This window comes from Streptomyces sp. NPDC059679 (assembly GCF_042734105.1).
GTDB lineage: Bacteria > Actinomycetota > Actinomycetes > Streptomycetales > Streptomycetaceae > Streptomyces.
Genome location: NZ_JBHWES010000074.1, coordinates 38,848 through 57,070 on the forward strand (window position 1 = coordinate 38,848; position 18,223 = coordinate 57,070).

Annotated in this window: 12 protein-coding genes and 3 pseudogenes; 6 read left to right on the forward strand and 9 right to left on the reverse strand. The window is 66.4% G+C overall.

Annotation, left to right across the window (positions count from 1 at the left end):
- Positions 1-249 precede the first annotated feature (249 nt).
- The 4 genes from ACFV2X_RS46240 to ACFV2X_RS46255 form a co-directional block, all read right to left on the reverse strand.
- The gene (locus tag ACFV2X_RS46240) at positions 250-1,347 is read right to left on the reverse strand and encodes an integrase core domain-containing protein (RefSeq protein WP_385628111.1); all 1,098 of its coding nucleotides are present in this window, start codon (positions 1,345-1,347) and stop codon (positions 250-252) included.
- 736 nt (positions 1,348-2,083) lie between these two features.
- Positions 2,084-4,171, reverse strand: a complete 2,088-nt coding sequence (locus ACFV2X_RS46245) for a SpoIIE family protein phosphatase (RefSeq protein WP_385628114.1) — start codon at positions 4,169-4,171, stop codon at positions 2,084-2,086.
- Between the two features lie 351 nt (positions 4,172-4,522).
- Positions 4,523-5,674 (reverse strand): oxalate decarboxylase family bicupin, encoded by a 1,152-nt coding sequence (locus ACFV2X_RS46250; protein WP_385628116.1) that lies wholly within the window; start codon positions 5,672-5,674, stop codon positions 4,523-4,525.
- A gap of 91 nt (positions 5,675-5,765) precedes the next feature.
- Complete coding sequence (locus tag ACFV2X_RS46255; protein WP_385628118.1) at positions 5,766-7,073, reverse strand: Nramp family divalent metal transporter; 1,308 nt, start codon at positions 7,071-7,073, stop codon at positions 5,766-5,768.
- A gap of 585 nt (positions 7,074-7,658) precedes the next feature.
- Here ACFV2X_RS46255 and ACFV2X_RS46260 point away from each other — a divergent pair.
- Entirely contained in the window at positions 7,659-8,426 is a 768-nt protein-coding gene (locus tag ACFV2X_RS46260; protein ID WP_385628120.1) for a BTAD domain-containing putative transcriptional regulator, read from the forward strand.
- 305 nt (positions 8,427-8,731) lie between these two features.
- Here the strand turns inward: ACFV2X_RS46260 and ACFV2X_RS46265 are convergent, their stop codons facing one another.
- Together ACFV2X_RS46265 and ACFV2X_RS46270 are read right to left on the reverse strand one after the other, a co-directional pair.
- Positions 8,732-8,950 carry a hypothetical protein gene (locus ACFV2X_RS46265; RefSeq protein WP_385628122.1) on the reverse strand — a complete coding sequence of 73 codons (219 nt, stop codon included), beginning with the start codon at positions 8,948-8,950 and terminating at the stop codon, positions 8,732-8,734.
- Positions 8,947-9,201 (reverse strand): annotated as a pseudogene (locus ACFV2X_RS46270) (nitrilase-related carbon-nitrogen hydrolase); the annotation flags it as partial. The pseudogene ACFV2X_RS46270 and the gene ACFV2X_RS46265, both read right to left, overlap by 4 nt.
- Between ACFV2X_RS46270 and ACFV2X_RS46275 the strand changes: the two are divergent.
- The gene (locus ACFV2X_RS46275) at positions 9,104-9,526 is read left to right on the forward strand and encodes a DUF2848 family protein (RefSeq protein WP_385628125.1); all 423 of its coding nucleotides are present in this window, start codon (positions 9,104-9,106) and stop codon (positions 9,524-9,526) included. The pseudogene ACFV2X_RS46270 and the gene ACFV2X_RS46275 sit on opposite strands and share 98 nt — an antisense overlap.
- A gap of 1,218 nt (positions 9,527-10,744) precedes the next feature.
- Here ACFV2X_RS46275 and ACFV2X_RS46280 read toward each other — a convergent pair.
- Both ACFV2X_RS46280 and ACFV2X_RS46285 read right to left on the reverse strand, forming a co-directional pair.
- Positions 10,745-11,302 carry a hypothetical protein gene (locus tag ACFV2X_RS46280; protein ID WP_385628127.1) on the reverse strand — a complete coding sequence of 186 codons (558 nt, stop codon included), beginning with the start codon at positions 11,300-11,302 and terminating at the stop codon, positions 10,745-10,747.
- Positions 11,303-11,322: 20 nt separating this feature from the next.
- A pseudogene (locus ACFV2X_RS46285) lies at positions 11,323-12,575 on the reverse strand (IS256 family transposase).
- A 110-nt stretch (positions 12,576-12,685) separates the two neighbouring features.
- Between ACFV2X_RS46285 and ACFV2X_RS46290 the strand changes: the two are divergent.
- Both ACFV2X_RS46290 and ACFV2X_RS46295 read left to right on the forward strand, forming a co-directional pair.
- Positions 12,686-13,717, forward strand: coding sequence for a tyrosine-type recombinase/integrase (locus tag ACFV2X_RS46290; protein ID WP_385628129.1), 1,032 nt, complete (start codon positions 12,686-12,688; stop codon positions 13,715-13,717).
- A 944-nt stretch (positions 13,718-14,661) separates the two neighbouring features.
- The gene (locus ACFV2X_RS46295) at positions 14,662-15,759 is read left to right on the forward strand and encodes a tyrosine-type recombinase/integrase (protein ID WP_385628144.1); all 1,098 of its coding nucleotides are present in this window, start codon (positions 14,662-14,664) and stop codon (positions 15,757-15,759) included.
- Here ACFV2X_RS46295 and ACFV2X_RS46300 read toward each other — a convergent pair.
- Positions 15,680-16,108, reverse strand: a pseudogene (locus ACFV2X_RS46300) (Imm21 family immunity protein); the annotation flags it as partial. The gene ACFV2X_RS46295 and the pseudogene ACFV2X_RS46300 overlap by 80 nt on opposite strands.
- A gap of 1,190 nt (positions 16,109-17,298) precedes the next feature.
- Here ACFV2X_RS46300 and ACFV2X_RS46305 point away from each other — a divergent pair.
- Positions 17,299-17,568, forward strand: a complete 270-nt coding sequence (locus ACFV2X_RS46305; protein ID WP_385628131.1) for a hypothetical protein — start codon at positions 17,299-17,301, stop codon at positions 17,566-17,568.
- Positions 17,565-17,921, forward strand: a complete 357-nt coding sequence (locus ACFV2X_RS46310; protein ID WP_385628133.1) for a hypothetical protein — start codon at positions 17,565-17,567, stop codon at positions 17,919-17,921. Before ACFV2X_RS46305 ends, ACFV2X_RS46310 begins: the two co-directional genes overlap by 4 nt.
- The last annotated feature ends 302 nt before the right edge of the window (positions 17,922-18,223 follow it).

The window sequence follows — 18,223 nt, forward strand, 5'->3', positions numbered from 1 at the left end:
GCACCAGACAGACTAGCGGCGACGACTGTCAACCCCCAGGCTATAACCGGCGGCTCGAACGGTGACGGCGCCGCGCCATGGGGCCGGGGCATGTTTCAAGCCGACCGATGCTCAGACGTAACGAGGCGCCAAGTTTCAAACCCGCATAACTTCGGAACGATTTGCGGTGAATGACTGCTGCGTGCATATTTCGCCTCTCTTGGTAGGGGGTGTTGAACTTGCCCTTGCCGGAAATCTCATCCGTGCAGGTCACGCTGCATGTCGGTATTCGTGGAGGATGCCGCCGAGGCGATCGTGTCGGCGTATCTCGAGGCGGGCTAACGCGTCGGGATTGTCGATCGGCGGGGGCAATGGGTGCAGTGGCCTGGCGTTCGCGATGCCTTGGTGTGGTCGGTGTCCGTTGTAGAACTGCTCGAACTCGTGCAGGGTGTGGAGTAGGTGTCGCTGGTTCCAGATCAATGTCCGGTCCAGGAGCTCGCGGCGACAGGTCTGTATCCAGCGCTCCGTGATCGAGTTCATTCGTGGGATCTGGATGCCGCTGAGGACGACGTCGATCCCTGCGTCCTTGAGGACGGCATCGAAGAGGGCGGGGAACTTCCCGTCCCGGTCCCGGATCATGAACCGTGCGCGGCGGCCGAGGTCTTCGAGGTCCATGACGAGGTTTTTCGCCGCTTGCGCTACCCAGGATGCGGTTGGATGCGTGGTGGCGCCCAGGATGCGGATCCGGCGACTGCTGTGTTCGATCACCACGAGCACGTACATCCGTACGCCCGACAGGGTGACTGTTTCCATGAAGTCGCAGGCCAGCAGGGCATCAGCCTGGGAGCGAAGGAAGGTGGCCCAGGTACTGGAGTTCCGCTCGGGTGCTGGGTCGATGCCGGCCTCCTTCAGGATTTCCCAGACGGTGGAGGCGCCCACCTTCACCCCCAGCACAAGCAGCTCGCCGTGCAGGCGTCGGTACCCCCAGCTCGGGTTCTCCTTCGCCAGGCGCAGCACCAGGATGTGGATCGAGCGCACCGTGCGCGGCCGTCCCGGGCGCTTGGGCCTGCAGGCGGCGGCATGGCGGCGCGCGACGAGGCTGCGGTGCCAACGCAGCACCGTGTCGGGGCGTACGAGCAGCCGTAACCGTCGCAGGACGTGCAGGGGCATCCGGTGCAGCAGCGCTGCCAGGTACGCCCGATCGCTGGGCGTGAACCGGACCTTGTCCTTGCCGAGTTGGCGTTCCAGCACGGTGATCTGGTGGCGCAGGGCGAGGATCTCAGCGTCCTTGTCCCGGTCGGTCATCGGCAGCAGGCGAAGCATCGCGAACGCGTTCGACACACCCAAGTAAGCCAGTCGCAGCAGCACGATCGATCATCATGACGCGCTGACAGCAGCTGCGCCAGAGCGTCGGACCGAGCGACCGCGGCCAAGATTTCGGGAACCCGAAGAAGCGGTCCCCACCAGGGCGGATGAGAATTCCGGCAAGGGCAGTGCTCACCGCCGCCCCCGGGCCATGCCCGGTGGTCGCTGCGGCTGCTGGAGAAGCACGTCGCGCTGGTCAAGGACATCCCCGATCTGGACCATTCCACCATCGGGCGGGTCTTAAAAAAACGGAGCTGCGCCCTCACCTGAAGAGGTGCTGGACCATCCCGCCACGGGCGAACGCGCAGTTCGCGGCCCGGATGGAAGACGTGCCGGCCGTCTATGCCCGGCCCTATGACCCGGCGCGTCCGGTGGTGTGCATGGACGAGAAGCCCTACCAGCTCCTCGACCATGCCCGCGGCCCGCTCCCGGCCCGCCCGGGTCACGACGCCTGCCAGGACAGCGAGTACATCCGCCGCGGCACGTGCTCCATCTTCGTGTGGGCCGAGCCCTTACGCGGGTGGCGTCGGGTCCAGGCACTGTCCCGGCGGACCCGGACCGACTGGGCCTCCTCATCAGGGCGAACGTTGCCTGATGTGGCACAAGATGCCCCAGACAGGGCGGGCAGCGTGATCAGGATGCAGTCGGTGACCTCGTGATGGCACCCGACGTGAGCTGTGGGGTATTGGCGCGCCCCCTCGGACACGATCTTCCGTACACAGATGACGCGGGTTGTGACTCAACGGTCACGGTCCGTGTTTTCGTGTTGCTGGCCGAGCCCGGAGACCGGAGCCGGGCCCGTGATCAGTTCGGCCCAGATCGTCTTGCCATGACGGCCGTGCCGCGTGCCCCAGCGTTCGGCTAGCTGGGCGACGATGAACAGGCCGCGGCCGCCCTCGTCGTAGGTTCGAGCCCGCCGCAGGTGGGGGGTGGTGGTACTGCCGTCGGAGACTTCGCAGATCAGACTGCGCTCTTCGAGGATGAGGCGGAGCTGGATCGGGGACTGCGCGTAGCGGATGGCGTTGGTGACCAGCTCACTTGCTATGAGTTCGGTCGTGAAGACCGCGTCCTCAAGCCCCCATGCGGTGAGCTGGTCGGACACGTGCGCGCGGACGCCGGCGACGACGGCGGGGTCTGTCGGGAGGTCCCAGGTGGCGACGTGGTCGGCGTCCAGGACTCGGGTGCGCGCGATGAGCAGGGCCACGTCGTCGGTGGGCTGGTCCTCGAGCAGCGCGCCGAGTACGGCCCGGCACCGCCCGTCCAGCGACGGCTCCGGGATGCTCAGCGCTTGCAGCAGCTCCTGGACTCCGCTCTCCAAGTCTCGATGGTGCTCGCCGATGAGGCCGTCGGTGTACAGGGCCAGGAGACTGCCTTCCGGCACGTGTACGTCCACTGATTCGAAGGGCAGGTTCCCCAGGCCGAGGGAAGGGCCCAGGGGCGTGTCGACGATCTCGGCGTGATGATCCGGTGTGACGATGACAGGTGGAAGGTGGCCGGCGCTCGCGAGGGTGCAGCAGCTGGCGATGGGATCGTAGACCGCGTAGAGGCAGGTTGCTCCCACCTCTCCTACGGTGTCGCCGGTGTCCGGATCCGCGGTCTCGTGTACGGGTCTGCTTTCGGTGCTGAGCCGACGGACGACGTCGTCGAGGTGGGTGAGGAGTTCGTCGGGTTGCAGGTCGATGTCGGCCAGTGTGCGCACGGCGGCACGCAGCCGGGTCATGGTGGCGGAGGCGTGCAGTCCGTGCCCGACGGCGTCACCGACGACGAGCGCGACACGAGCGCCGGACAGCGGTATCACGTCGAACCAGTCGCCGCCCACGCCGACGCTGTGGCTGGCCGGGATGTATCGGCTCGCCACCTCGGCCGCGGCGACTTCGGGCATGTGTCCGGGCAAGAGGCTGCGCTGCAGGATCAGCGCGGTGTCGCGTTCGCGGGCGTACCGTCGGGCGTTGTCCAGGCAGATGGCGGCCCGTGTCCCGATCTCCTCGGCGAGAGCGAGATCGTCGGTGTCGAATGCGTAGGGCGGCCGATGCCGCCGAAGCGTCAGCGCACCAAGGGCCCGCCCTCCAGCGCACAGTGGAACAGCGATGGCCGAGTGCATGCGGTAGGCATCTGTCTGGTCGGTGTGGCCCCGCGCCGGCCAGCCCTCGATGTCGGTGGTGTCCACGTAGCTCGCCCGTGCGGGTGCGCACGCGGCCAGGTAGCGCGCGGGGAGCGATACGTCCCGGAGCTCTTCCTCCTTTTCAGCCTTCAATTCGTCGTCGGTGCGTGCTCGGGCATCGGGACGGTGGGCGACGTGGCGCAACGCGACGGACTCCGTGAACGGCTTGGCGGGGGGCTCTCTGCCTTTCAGGACGGCATCGAAGAGGTCCACACTGACGTAGTCCGCGAATGCGGGTACGGCGACCTCCGCCAGTTCCCAGGCGGTTTGCGTCACGTTCAGCGTTCCGCCGAGGCGCTCGCTCGCCTCGCTCAGCAGAGACAGTCGACGTCGGGCGATCATGAGCCGTATCCGGATCTTGCAGACCGCGAGGCTGACTACCCCTGCCAGCGCGACACCCGTGATGACCACGACGCGGCCGCCTACGGAGATGACAGGCAAGACGACGCCGTAGATGCAGATGGCCGCCGCAAGGGAGAGAACACTGATCACCAGGGTGTGGCGGAGTGACAGCAACGCGGCGGCCGCGAGAGGCGCGACCGTCGCATACACAGCCCACCGGAGGAGGCCCCTGCCCGAGACTTCGACCACCACGGCTGAGAACAACGCTATGTACCCGACGAGGATCGCGACTACCCAATCGTCCTTTCGAAGGGTGATCGCCATATCCTGCTCTCCTTTGCCCGGACGTGAGTCCCCTGGCTCGTGCGCCGCGAGGGGAACCCAAGTGACGCTGGAGATAGTCGCCCGCAGCAGCTGTCAGCAATCCGACCACCCCGGCTGAGCCTCCTGGCGGCTCCTGGGAAGGCCGGCTACTTCTCTCACGCTAACAGGCGGATGATTCTCCGTCCTGCGCGGTTGAACAAGTTTCCGCCGTCAATTGCTAACAATAGGTCTTCGAGCAGTCACCTTCCGTAGTTGGGGCGTGGAGGTAAATCGCCCCCACGCCTGCTGGGGCCCTCAAGAGTGGAGGGCCCCATGTGTTCGCCACTGAGCAGGGCGTCGAGTTGCCTTGTGCTAGGGGCGGAAGATTGGCTGCTTCTCCTTGCGAAGCGAGTTCATCACGGTGTCATTGAGGTTGAGGTGGTTCCGGACCAACTCGCCAGGGGTCAGTGCCATCCACTGGGCCAGGCTGACGTCCTCGAAGCGGGGCGCCAGGAACATTTCGAGCAACCTCAGCGGTGTGCTGCCGGTGTTCTCGATGTAGTGGCCCATGGCGAACGGGACATAACCCACGTCCCCGGCCTGGTAGTCGAACGTCCTGTTGCGCCCTGAGTCGGCGAAGACGCCCATCCTTCCCTGCCCGGATATGTAGTACTGCCACTCGTCGTTGTTGGGGTGCCAGTGCAGTTCCCGGATGGCGCCGGGGGCGATCTCCACCAGTGCCGCAGACGTGGTCGTCGAGGCCTCGAAATTGCGTGAGTCGACAATCCGGGCGGTGCCGCCACTGGTGCGGACCGGGGTCTGCGAGTCGAGACTGTGCTTGAAGCTGCGGGGTACGTCACCGCTCGGGCTGAGAATCCGGTCGGATTCGAGCGCCGGAGGGACCGCGCTGTTGAAGATGTAGCGTTCGGAAGTCGGGATCGAGGAGAAAGCCGCCTCCGGGACGCCGAAGTTCTTGGCCAGGACCGACCGGGGTGTGTGGGCGAACCAGTCGCTGATGAGGAACGTGTCGTTTTCGGAGAAGTCTCCGTCGTTGAAGACGAGGAGGAACTCGACGCCCTCCTCCAGCGCCTGGATGTGGTGCGGGATGCCCTGGGGGAAGAACCAGAGGTCGCCGGCGGAGACGTCTTCGAGGAAGTTCCGGCCTTCTTGGTCGACAGCGCTTATCCGGCACTTGCCCTCCAGGATGTACGCCCACTCCGACTGCTTGTGCCAGTGCAGCTCCCTGATCGCTCCGGGCTTGAGCCGCATGTTGACGCCGGCGAGCGTGGTGGCGATCGGCATTTCGCGCCGTGTCACCTCGCGGGCCCATCCGCCCTCCTCCAATCGCATATGCGCCTGGCTGAAGGAGAACTTCAGATTCGGCAGCGTGCCCGAGTCGGTTTTGGGAGGGACGAGGGTGTTGGGGTTCTGCAGGTCCAGTTGCGTGTTGCGCGGGCCGTTGTCGGTGGCTCCTTCGCCGTCGCGGATGGGCTGCGGCACCTCGCGTGCAATGGTCTCGGTCATGGCGGAGTCCTTTCGAAGAGTGCTGGGCGGAAGCCATATGCGTAACCGGGAGGACGCCCGAGGTGTGTACCGAGGACACGTCCTTCGGTGATCAGCCGCCTTTCACAAGGGTCACGATGAGGTAGACGTTCAGGCAGATCACCAGGGCGCACACGAGTGCGCCGGCCGCTGTGGTCGCGGGCGCGTTGGCCAACGGGCCCATCAGGTCTCTGCGGCGTGTGATGATCACGAGCGGGAGCAGGGCGAAGGGGATGCCGAACGCGAGGACGACCTGGCTGAATACCAGAGTGGAGGTGATGGGAAGACCGGCGGACAGGATGAACAGCGCCGGTGCCATCGTGATGATCCGTCGCGCGAAGAGAGGGATACGCCGACGCAGGAATCCCTGCATCATCACTTGGCCTGCGCACGTGCCCACACTTGCGGAAGAGAGGCCGGAGGCGAGCAGGGCCACCGCGAAGGTCATCGCTGCCCCACCACCGATGGTCCTGCCCAGGTCGGTGTGCGCGGCGGTGATGGCATCCACGTTCCCCAAGTCCGTGTCACGGAAAAGAGCCGCGGAAAGGCAGAGAATGCCCAGGTTGACGGCGCCCGCGACGGCGAATCCCAGCGCGCAGTCGATTCGCAGATAACGCAGTAGAAAACGTTTCTCGCTCGGCTTGTCGGCCTGCACCCTGCGCTGTGTGAGTGCGGAATGAAGATAGACAGCGTGCGGCATGATGGTCGCCCCGACAATGGCTGCCGCGAGCAGCCCGGTGGTTTCACCGCGGAGGTGGGGCACCATGCCTGCTGCGGCACTCGCAGCGGATTGATGGCCTACGATCAGCAGATCGTAGGAGAATCCGGACAGGACCAGGAGCAGCAAGGCGAACACGGCGAGTTCGAAGAAGCGGCAGCCTTTTTGCTGGCAAGCCAGAACGGCGAACGACACCAGCGCCGTCACCAGCCCGGCGAGCGGGATCGGCATGGCGAACAGCAGGCTCAGCCCGAGCGCGGCGCCGGCGAATTCCGCCAGATCGGTGGCCATGGCGACCAGCTCCGCCTGTGCCCACAGCAGTCGGCTCAGCCATCGCGGCGCGAGTTCACGGCACTGTTCGGGGAGGTTTTTCCCGGTGGCCAGCCCGAGCTTCGCCGACATGTACTGCACGAGCATCGCCATGATGTTGGCAAGCACGACAACCCATACGAGCATGTAGCCGGTGCGCGCGCCCGCCTCGACGTTGGTTGCCACATTGCCCGGGTCGACGTACGCCACGGCCACGACGAAGGCAGGGCCGAGCAGAGCCAGTCGGAACCGCCACCTGCCTCGGGACCGGAGGTCGCCAAGCCCTCCGAGGACCTGGGAGCGTTCGTCCGGGGCTGCGGTACGGGTCGGATGCGTGACCGCCGGAGCACTCATCGGCGCCGCCCGTATTCCGGGAGGCCGGGTGTGGCAGGTGTCAGCCAATTGTGGGCGAGGGGACGGCCAATGACGCGGCACATGAGAAAGGCCGCCAGCAGAAGTCCCCGGCCAGGCGAGTGGTGTGCCACGGCGAGAATGACGAGAAGCAGCAGCATCCCGTCGTAGATCTTGGTCGGAATTCTGGTGCGTCGGCGCGAATGGGAGCGCGCAGACCGGCAGAACGGTGGTGAGGATGCGAAGCGGTGCGTGAACACGGTGTCTCCCCTCGTCTCTTTGCCGTCCCCAGTGCCGGGTCACCAGCCGGGGCACTGAGAGGAGCTTGGTGGAACCGGATCACCGGCTCGTCACCACGACGTCACCCCCGCGCGCAGATGTGCCAAAAGTCTTGCGGTGTTCCAATGGGAGGTGCGGCACTGATACAGCGCGGCACCGCGCGTCGGCAGAGCCCCAGGTGGCAGCCACTAAAGGCGCACCACGGATTTCGACGCGAAGTGCGCAATCCTCACCGAGGACCGCCGGAGATGCCGCGCCAGGGATTCCCACTTCGCCCGCGACGGCTTCTTCGTGGTCTGAGGAGGCGCAATGCAGAAGCACTCCGACGAGTACCGCCTGCACCACCTTCCCTATTTGTCGCTCATGGGAAGTTTCGACCTTCGATACGAGGGACAGTCCGTGCTGATCGCCCCTGCGGGCCAGCGGTTGCTGAGCCTGCTGGTGCTGAGTCGCCGCACACTCACCCGTGAATACGTCGCCGAGAGACTATGGCCGGACGCCTCCGGCATCCGAGCGGCCGGCTGTCTGCGCTCAGCGCTGTGGCGGTTGCCGAAACTGAATCTGCCGTTGGTCATCGCCACGCCGAGCACCCTTCAGCTGTCACAGGACATCGAAACGGATCTGACGGCCACCGAGGACATCCTGCGCCGGGCGATCGCCTGGTCGGAACCGTCGGGTGGCCACATCCCGCGAAGGACGCCCCTTCCGGACGTGGAACTCGCCGATCAGGCTCTGAGCAGCGACCTGCTGCCGGAGGCGTGGGACGAGTGGGTCATCGTCGAGCGGGAGAGATTGCATCAGATGCGCCTTCACGCTTTGGAATCGCTGGCCTGTGTACATCGATCCGCGGGCAACTTCGGCCAGGCACTGGACGCGGCACTTCGGGCGGTTGCCGGAGAACCACTGCGTGAAAGCGCCCACCGGCAGGTCATCGAGACCTACCTCGCGGAGGGCAACACAGGCGAAGCCATCCGGCATTTCAGGGAACTGCGAAGCCTTCTCCGCAGCGAACTCGGGCTTGAGCCGTCATCCCTGCTGTGTCGCCGCGTGGCAAGCGCAGCCGGCCGTGACGTCTAGGTGGCGGCAGAGCGCAACGCTGGAGTCATGACTGTTCTTCACACTCCCACCGGAGTCCTCATCGTTCGTGTCTGGTGGGAGCCGGGACAAGCACCGGCCCTGCGGGCACGCGTACTGGTTGCCGACAGCGCCCAGCAAGCACCTGTCGTGTATTCGACCTCCGCGGGCCTGGACGACATCTGCGAACAGGTACGCGGATGGCTTCAGAAATGGAGTGAGGGCATGGAAACCCCGGGCGAGTGACAACAACCGACGTCCGGCTTCCTCAGCCCAGCCCATCGAGCGCGCGGTAGCGACTGTATACGCTATGTATACGAGCCTCTGGGGGTTGCGGTGGCGTCCGGTCGGGAGACGGCGTACGCGTACCTGAAGGACACGGTACCGGGCGCCCAGTGGACCAGAACGGTCCGGCCGCCGCCGTCGGGGTCGTCGGCCAGCACGCGTTCCCGTACGCCCGGACCGGTCTCCGCGGAAGTGGTCCACGGTCCGGCGGGCAGGTGGAATTCCAGCTCCGGCTTGCTCACTGCCATACCTCCGGCCGCCTGTTGGCCAGCACCGATGTCTTCTTCCGTACCGTCGTGACCTCGTCGATGTCGAGGTCGGCGACCAGCAGATCCGGTTCAGCGTCCAGGGCGTGCCGCACGGTTCCGTCGGGGCCGACGATCCGGCTGTACCCGATGCCGGTCGGCGCGTCTCCCGGGGCGGTGCCGGGGTCGGCCTGGTCGACGGCGGCCAGCCAGAGGGTGGCGTCCAGGGCGCGTGCCCGCACCAGCAGCGCCCGCCGTGCCTGGCGGCTGGCCGACGTCGAACCACGTCTGGACGACCTCACCCTGCGCGCCTGGGTCACCCGCGACGGCACCGAGACCGAGATCCAGCACGGCACCCTCGCCGAGCTCCTCACCCCTGCCTACTGGGTCGACGTCCTGCGCTCCCGCGACGCCCTCACCCCAGGCACCGTCCTCATCTCCGGCACCATCCCCATGACCCCGGGTGTCGACCAGTTCGCCGACGCCTGGCGCGTGGAACTGGGCGACCCCGCCACCGGCGACACCATCCGCCTCGCCTACGACGTGCACCCCATGCCGGAACCCATCGGCTGACGAGCCGACGGCGGCCCCCGGAGCCCGCCGCCACCTCTGCCCTTGCCGGAAATCTCATCCGCCCTGGTGGGGACCGCTTGTTCGGGTCCCCGAGATCTTGGCCGCGGTCGCTCGATCCGACGCTCTGGCGCAGCTGCCGTCAGCGCGTCATGATGATCGATCGTGCTGCTCCGACTGGCTTACTTGGGTGTATCGAACGCGTTCGCGATGCTTCGTCTGCTGCCGATGACCCACCGGGACAAGGACGCGGAGATCCTCGCCCTGCGCACGATCGTCGCATGAGTGCACACCTACCCGAGCCCACAGACGAACACCGGGCTGAGCACCTTCATCTGTACTTCGTGCAAGTACGCCGACACGTGGTTCAGAATCAGGGCATGGATGTCCCCAAACTTCTGGAAGCCGCCTTTCTGCTGGTCCCCGAAGAGATCGCCACCGAGAACGACATCACGGTCAACGAGTCTGGGAGTACCTGACCCACGACGAGTGGGAGGTGGCTCTCGGGCTTTTGGAGGAACTTGGCGACGTCCATCCGCTTCAGCTCAGCTTTTGGGAGACCCTCGCCACAGCTGCCGAGCAGATGCAACTGGAAAAGAGCGCGGCTTGGTGTCGTTGGCGCTGCTACGAAACCTGCAACGGGATCATCCGCGCGGACCTCACCCTCCGACCGGCCAGTGAGGGTCGGCGGCAGACTCCCTTCTCCGGAGCTGGCGTTCTTCGGCCGATGTGGAATATCGGAAATCGAACCCCGGCCGGCGAACCGGCCCTCAACATCGCGAGCCTCTGGGTCGAATTCACACCCTCCCTGGGACCCGGCGAGCGATCCTCCGTGCGACTCGCACCCCTCGACCCCTCCCAGTGGCGGCACCTTCAGCCCGGCCAAACGATCACCATGCACGAAGACCGAACCGTCGCTGGAACGGCTGTCGTCCTGGAGATTCAGGAACCTGTGGCCACGCCCACAACATAGAACTGACGGCCTCGCACTCCGTCTGTTGGTGCAGAGAAGGGTCTTCGCTTCCTGCGGCCAGGAAGCATTCTTCGAAGGGCACGTGCACGCGTTCCGGACGCTGGGTGGTTATGTGGGTGACAACTCTTCCGCGATCTCGTGTTCCCGGCCAGGATGGTCGCTCCCGTCGAGGAGCTCGCATGGCCTGGCAGCGAGCAATCGTCAAAACCTGTGGATGAGGTGCCGACCCGTCGAATCTCTTGCACCTATCACTGGCTTAGGAGGACGATCAGCCCACGCCCGGTTCGGGCGGCTTCGTCCAACCATTCCTGGTGGAACCAGACGATGCTGCGAAAATGCTCGATGTCGCGGACATCGTGCCTGGTGATGCGTGGTGGCATCACGGCACTCGTAGCGGCGTGTTCGATCTCCGGCCACGGTACCGCCCGCGCGTGCTCAAGCACTGAACGAACCGTCGTCGGGCGCATCGAGTAGTACATTTCGTGCTTCGCAAGTTCGATGCCGGTATCGTCGGCCAGATCACCAGGTGGCTCCGGGCACCCCGGTCCGAGCTCGTGATAGACCGAGCCGAAAAATGAATCGGCCTTGCCGCGTACCCGGCTGGGCAACCGACGGCGCAAGATCTCATAATAGAAGCCCGCTTCGATGAAGTCGAAGCCGCGGCGGGCGCGTTCGATCGCGAATGGAAGATCGTCGCCGTTTGGGTTCTCAGGCGCATCCCAATAGAAGTCGGCGCCGCGAGACTCCCGGCAGGCCGCAACGGCAGGAGCCCACTCGGCGATCAGGCAGATGACGTCGAAGCTCATCGCTCCTCCTGGCAATGATCTCAAGCCGCCAAGGTCTCGGCCCGTTCAACGAGGTGACCGCGTTCGAAGCGGGCCCCGGCGCGGACCAGCGGCACCAGGTGCGCGCCGTTGACAGCCCGCCAGCGGGCCTGGGCCGACTCGACGAGCTTGAACACCATGGCCAGGCCAGCGGCTCGGCTGCCGGCGCCCCTGGTGACCTTGGTACGGAGCCGGACGGTCGCGAAGGTCGACTCTATAGGGTTGGTGGTCCGCAGGTGGATCCAGTGCTCGGCCGGGAAATCGTAGAAGGCCAGCAGCTCGTCCTGGTCGTCGGTGATCTTCTTCACGGCCTTGGAGAACTTCGCTCCGTAGAGCTTGGCGAACAGCTTGATGGCCTGCTCGGCGTGCTCACGGTCCTCGGCGTTGTAGATCTCCTGAAGGGCCTTCTTCGCCGCCGCCTGGGCCGACTTCGGCATGGTGTCCAGGACTTGGCCGTTTTGTGAACCCAGCACCTCTGCTCGCGGGTGGCAGGGAAGACCTCCCGCAGGGCCTTCCAGAAGCCGAGCGCGCCATCGCCCACGGCCAGGACTGGGGCCCGCATGCCGCGGCGCGCGCAGTCCCGCAGCAGGCCCGCCCAGGCCTCGGACGATTCGCGGTAGCCGTCGGTCATGGCCACCAGCTCCTTGGTGCCGTCCGCGCGGACCCCGATGACGACCAGGACGGCGGCCTTGGCCTGGTCCAGGCGTATGCGCAGGTGGATGCCGTCGACCCACACGTAGACGTAGTCGGTGGCGGACAGGTCGCGCTCCTGGAACGCGGCGTGGTCGGCCTGCCACTGGGCTGTCAGCCGGGTGACGGTGGCCGGGGACAGGCCGGCCGTCGAGCCGAGGAACTGCTCCATCGCCGGTATGAAGTCGCCGGTGGACAGGCCGTGCAGGTAGAGCAGCGGCAGCACCTCGGCGATCTTCGGGGATTTGCGGCACCAGGGCGGCAGGATCGCGGAGGAAAATCGCTTGCGCTCACCGGTGGCCTCGTCGACGCGCTTGTCGTTCACCCGCGGGGCCTTGACCTCGATCGATCCGGCGGCGGTGGTGACCTTCCGGGGCTGGTGGTAGCCATTGCGGACCACCAGACGGCACCCCGTCTCGTCCCTCTCCTCGGTCAACTCGGCGATGTAGGCGTTGACTTCGGCTTCCAGCGCGGCGGCAAGCATCCGCCTGGCGCCCTCGCGGACGATCTCGTCCAGCAAGGAGCCGTCTTTCGTCGAGCCGTCGGCGTTGACTACGGTGAGCACGGGCGTGCCTTCCCGGCCGACGCTGCGAACGTCGGCCTACTCGATGACCATCACGGGATCATCCGGGAAGGTACGCCCTCCGCGTTCCTCCCGGAACCGATCCACAGGTCTTGAGCATTGCTCCCTGGCAGCCGCAGTTGGTACGACGCGTCGATGCCTCGGGCAACCCCGCGGCATCGCTCGGTCACGCCTTGGTCGACGACTACTTGGAGTTCGTGGCGGCACGCTGCCGGCCGAACACCCTGCTGGCCACCGCCTACGACCTGAAGGTCTTCTTCTCGGTGGTGCCCAAAGAGCCGGCCGACGTCGTCACCGCGGACATCTTCGCGTTCATCACCGCCCAGAAGAAACCGCGGCGAGGGCCGAAGGTCGTCCGGCTCGAGGACGGTGAGGCGGGGCTCTCGGCCCGGACGATCAAGCGCCGGCTCGCCAGCATCTCCGGGCTGTTCGGCTACCTGATGACCCGCGACGACCTCGCCATCGACCGCAACCCCGTGCCCACGGGCCTGGCCAATCGCCGCCGCAGCGGTAACCGCGGGGCACCGCTGCTGCGCACGCCCCGCACCCTTCCGCGCGTCCTCGGGCCGGGCGAGGTCGAGACGGTCCTTGGTGCACTGAACACCGCGCGGGACCGGGCCATGGTCCTGGCGATGCTGCTGGGTGGACTGCGTCGCTGCGAGGTGCTCGGCCTGCGGCTGGGCGACCTGTCTCCGGGTGAGCGTCGGGTCTTCATCAGTGAGGGCAAGGGCGGGCATCAGCGCCTGATACCCGTCTCCGCGCAGTTCTTCAGCGCGGTTGGCGACTACCTCGACCGGGAGCGTCCGCCGGCCGAGCACGACCGCCTGTTCGTGGTGTTGCGTGGACCGACCCGCAGCCGGGCGCTGTCGGCCGACGGCCTGGACGAGATCCTCGACGGCGTCCGGAAGCGGACGGGACTGCCGAAGTTGACGTGCCATCAGCTGCGGCACACCTGCTTGACCCGGCTACGGGAGGCGGGCATGGCCCTGGAAGCAGTACAGGCCCAGGCCGGACACCGCTCCATCGAATCGACCCGCGTCTACATCCACCTGGCCAACGCCTGGCTCGTCGAGCAGTACCTTGAGGCCAGCGCCGCCATCGACGCGGACCGGGCGGACAGCTGATGGGCCGGGTCCGCGCCGCCGCGCTGCCGATCGTGCGCCCGGACCTGGTCGAGTCCTACCTCGCCCACCGGGCCGCGCAGGGCATGAACACCGACCACAAGGTCCGCTGGGGTGCCCGAGCACTGCTTGCCCAAGTCCCCGATCTGACCGGCTTCTGCCGACTGTCGTTGGAACGCCAGCTCGCCTTCAACCACGAGAGCCACCGGTTCATCAGCTGGCTCTCGGTCACCGCACGCATGCAGCCTGGGGCGGACTACCTGGTCGCTCGCCGCCCTCGTCTGGGCATCGTGCTCGCGCGCACGGAGCCGGAACTGCACCTGCGGTTCATGGAGACCGCCCGCACGCTGGGCTTTCGCGACACCGTGGCCATGACGCAGTTCAACTTGTTGGCGCACTTCATCGCGCTGTTCGGCAGGCAACCACACGAGCTGCAGCAAAGCGACTGGGACGAGGGACGTCGCCTACTGCTGGAAGCGGCTCGCCGCATCCCAAACCGTGGCGTCAAGGCTCTGCCGACCGCCTTGTTCAACCTGGAAGCGACCCTGTTCCACTGCGAGTTGAGCGACCAGCTGCCTCGCCGACGCTCGCCGGACCGCGCCGACATGCGGGCCCGAGAATGGGGCCGTGTCCCAGCTGGGATGGCGGACACGATGCAGCACTACCTGGGGCAGATCGCCGGAACGATGCGGCCGGGCACCGTGAAGAACGCCGAGCTGACGCTGCGGGAGTTCGCCCTGCTGATCGCTGCCGAAGACACGGGCGTCACCTGCGTCGCCGAGCTGAGGCGAGGGCACATCGAACGCTACCGGCAGTGGCTGCTGGAGCGGCCGGCCGCCCGCGGTGGCCCGCTACATAGGCACACCGTCCGTGACCGCCTCAGCAAGCTCCGCGGCTTCTTCCACCGCCTGGACGAGTGGGACGCTTCCGACCGTCCACCCCGCCAGATGGTCTTCGACAGTGACTTCCCGATCGCGGACGAGCCGCTGCCCCGCTTCCTCGACGACGCCGCGGCCGCCAAGCTGCTGGCCGCCGCCCGCCAGGACCCCGATCCGTTCGCCCGGCTGGCCATCGAGATCCTCGCCCGGACCGGGATGCGTCGCAGCGAGATGCTCGGCCTCACCATCGACGCAGTGGTGCAGATCGGCTCCGCCTACTGGCTGCGCGTCCCGGTCGGCAAGATGCACACCGACCGCTACGTCCCCCTTCACCCGCAGCTAAAGACGCTGCTGGACGACTGGCTGCTGCACCGTCCCGAGGGCCTGCGCTCGAACCTGCTGTTCACCGACCATGGCCGCCCGGTCAACGCCTCCCGCATCGAGGCAGCCGTCCGCAAGGCCGCCGAGCGGGCCGGACTGGGCCGGGTCACCCCGCACCAGCTCCGCCACACTCTGGCCACCCAGGCGATCAACAGGGGCATGTCCCTGGAGGCCATCGCTGCATTGCTCGGACACAAGTCGCTGTCCATGACGCGTGTTTACGCTCGGATCGCTGACCGGACCGTCGCCGACGAGTACCTTCGCCGTCTCAGAGAAGGTCGAGGCACTCTACGACGCCCCGCGTCAGCTGCCGGCCGACGCCGAGGGCTTGGAGATGGGCAAGCTCCGCCGGGAGATGCACCGCCGGATGCTCGGCAACGGCTACTGCGCTCGCCCTGTCGAGATGGACTGCCACTTCGAGTCGATCTGCGAGTCCTGCACGTTCTTCGTCACCACGATCGAGTTCCGGCCCACCCTCGAACGCCAGCGGGACGACGCGGCAGCCAAGGGACAGGTCGCCCGCGAGCAGATCTTCGATGGACTGCTCAGCCGACTGGACGGAGAAGCGTCCTGAACTCCTTCACACACCGACGATGCAGCTCGGTCAGTGCGACGGCCAAGGCAGAAGCTGGATCACCCCGACCGAGGTCTCCTCGATCGGCGAGGCATAGACGGCGCGGACTGCCCAGCGGCCGGGCCGAATCGGGACGGGCGCTTGCTCCGGCAGGCCACCGCCAGCCGGGTACTCGACCCCCAGCTCGTCCCCGCCTGTCACGGAGTCCATGAGCACCGCCGGGCCATCCGTCTCCCAGACACCGCATTCCTCCCACGCGGTGGTGGGATCAGTAAGCACCGCCTCTGCCGCGGCGATCAGATTCACCTCGCAGTTGGCGCCCAGCCAGCGGACGAACGCTTGGTGCTCCGGCAGATAGCAGCTGCTGACGGGCTCGTCCGCCAAGACAAGTCCTTGGGCACCCTCCTCGCCGACTGCAATCACTCCGGCCAGACCCTCTACCTCGCAGGCGCGGTCATAGTCGTCCCGAACGTTCCCGTCGCCGACGACCATCCCCGACTCTGTGCAACCACGCCACCGGGCCAAGGCGGAAACCGGCACTGCTATCAGCGGGCCGCCCATCGACTCGACCCAGGCCGGGGAAGGTTCGGCTGAGCTGGCTGTGGTGGCGGAGGACGTCTTCACGACGTCAGTATCCCCGCGGCCACTGACAACGAGCCTTCGAGCTGATCAACACGACCCGTGGCTTGACGCCGAGACCCGCATATTAGAGGCATTCCCCGGAGCCGAATCCGCTACGACAATCTGCGGGCCGCGGTCGAGCGAGTCCTGGGCTTGGGCCGGGCCCGGGAGGCTCAACCCACCGTCACCGCGTAACGGCAACACCAGATTTGTCGCAATACCCTGGCCAGCAGCTCGTCACTTCGCGCGCCACCGGCCAGGCACGGCCCGGCCATCCCGCTGACCTTCCATCCCAAGGACGACCGGGCCGAAGCCTTGCCCACCCGCGAAGACCCTCTGCAGCCAGCCCAGCGGTCGCTTGGCACACTATTTAGCGCGCAAGGGCGCCTGCCGGCTGTCTCGCTACGGCGCTACAGAGCCCGATAGGGCGCTCACGCCCTGGGAGTGCCCCGTCTGCCGGCGAACACCAAGGGGCATTACCTCGTCTTGACACGGCAGGCATCTTGCGGCCGGGACACCCGAGCAACGGCTGCCTGCGGAAACACGCCGACCGAGGCCCTCAGCCCACAGCTTTCCCCTGTCGCATGGGGAGCACGAGATCGTGCTCCCACCCCGAAAGGGGGTCGAGAACCGACAAGGGGTTCTTATGCCTCTCGATGCAGAGAGCATCCGAATCGATCGGGTGACATCGGGGCCTGCGGTTGACGACGGCGCACGCGGGCGCGGTACGGCGCTGTAGGTCTACCTGATCGAGTGACGGACGAATCGGGCACCGTTGACACGTCTGCGAGTTGGGAGCACGAGAGCTCCCAGAGGGCTCCCACTTGCTCCCAGCCCGGAAACGGTTAAGGCCGCCCCCGCTACCCGCGGAAACGGCCTCCGACCTGCGATGATGCTGGTCGGGACGACAGGATTTGAACCTGCGACCCCTTGACCCCCAGCCCAGCGACAACTCTCCGCGACGACCCGTATCACTCTGTAGCAGAGTGTCACGGGGCCGTACACCGCCGTACGGAGCAAGAGAACACCGCTCCCAGCGCCCCTTCCGAGCAGGCCCATCCTGCTACCACACTCCTATATTCTGGCTCCTGTCGATTCCGGTGCCCGAAATTTGCAAGGGAGGATGAGCTGTGAGGTCGGCCACCACCGCAAAGCTCCGCGCCAACGCCACGACCATCCACCAACTCGGACGTCGCCATGGCCTGCACTCCTTCGCCCTGAGCGCCGAGCCCGGGGAACTCGTAGCCACCCTGGACCCCGACCGCTCCTACTTCGACATCACCAGCTTCGAAACAGACCTGTCCAGCATGCTCGGCGCCCTCGTGGAAGTCGTCCCACGCGGCCCCGGAGTGGAAGTCGAAGAAACCGAACCTCTCAACGACCTCCGCGGGGCGGCGTGACCAACACACGCACCGACCGTGAACACCGGGAGCTGCTCCGCCTGACCGACGCAACGGCAGCACTCGACCAAGCCCGCTCAATCCTCCGCGACGGAACACCCAAGCCAGGAAACGAGCGCCTCCTCGCCCTGGCCTACTGCATGCTCACCTTCGGCGAAATGCTCAAACAGGCATCTCACGGCACCGTGACACAGGCATACAGCGGCCCCATCGCACTGCGCGACAAACTCGCCCACGTACCACACCGCAAGCTCAACGCCGAAGTACTCGCCACCTCCGTCGAACGAGCCACTACCGAAATCCTTCCCCTGATACAAGCCCGCATCCAAGACCTGAGCAACACCGACTCCTGATCTTGATCTTTATGGTCGGAGCCGATCACGTTCGATGATGGACTCGGGTCGTCTGGCCGTTTTACCCACGTCGTAGCGGGGCGCTGGTCGGCGGTTCTTCGACTCGGGTGGCCTTGCGCTTGCCGAGAACGTCATCCGCCCTGGTCGGAGGCCTGCACCGGGACTGGCGGTCGTCGGCCTCGTCGCTCGAGTCGGCACTCTCGCGTATGCCCTTGCCGGAAATCTCATCCGTGCAGGTCACGCTGCATGTCGGTATTCGTGGAGGATGCCGCCGAGGCGATCGTGTCGGCGTATCTCGAGGC

Excerpts from the sequence above, each read along its gene's own strand:
- ACFV2X_RS46280 (WP_385628127.1), bottom strand. The coding sequence starts at position 11,302 with ATGAGCTTCGACGTCATCTGCCTGATCGCCGAGTGGGCTCCTGCCGTT.
- ACFV2X_RS46250 (WP_385628116.1), bottom strand. The coding sequence starts at position 5,674 with ATGACCGAGACCATTGCACGCGAGGTGCCGCAGCCCATCCGCGACGGC.
- ACFV2X_RS46275 (WP_385628125.1), top strand. The coding sequence starts at position 9,104 with ATGCCGGTCGGCGCGTCTCCCGGGGCGGTGCCGGGGTCGGCCTGGTCG.
- ACFV2X_RS46295 (WP_385628144.1), top strand. The coding sequence starts at position 14,662 with ATGGTCTTCGACAGTGACTTCCCGATCGCGGACGAGCCGCTGCCCCGC.
- ACFV2X_RS46255 (WP_385628118.1), bottom strand. The coding sequence starts at position 7,073 with ATGAGTGCTCCGGCGGTCACGCATCCGACCCGTACCGCAGCCCCGGAC.
- ACFV2X_RS46245 (WP_385628114.1), bottom strand. The coding sequence starts at position 4,171 with ATGGCGATCACCCTTCGAAAGGACGATTGGGTAGTCGCGATCCTCGTC.
- ACFV2X_RS46260 (WP_385628120.1), top strand. The coding sequence starts at position 7,659 with ATGCAGAAGCACTCCGACGAGTACCGCCTGCACCACCTTCCCTATTTG.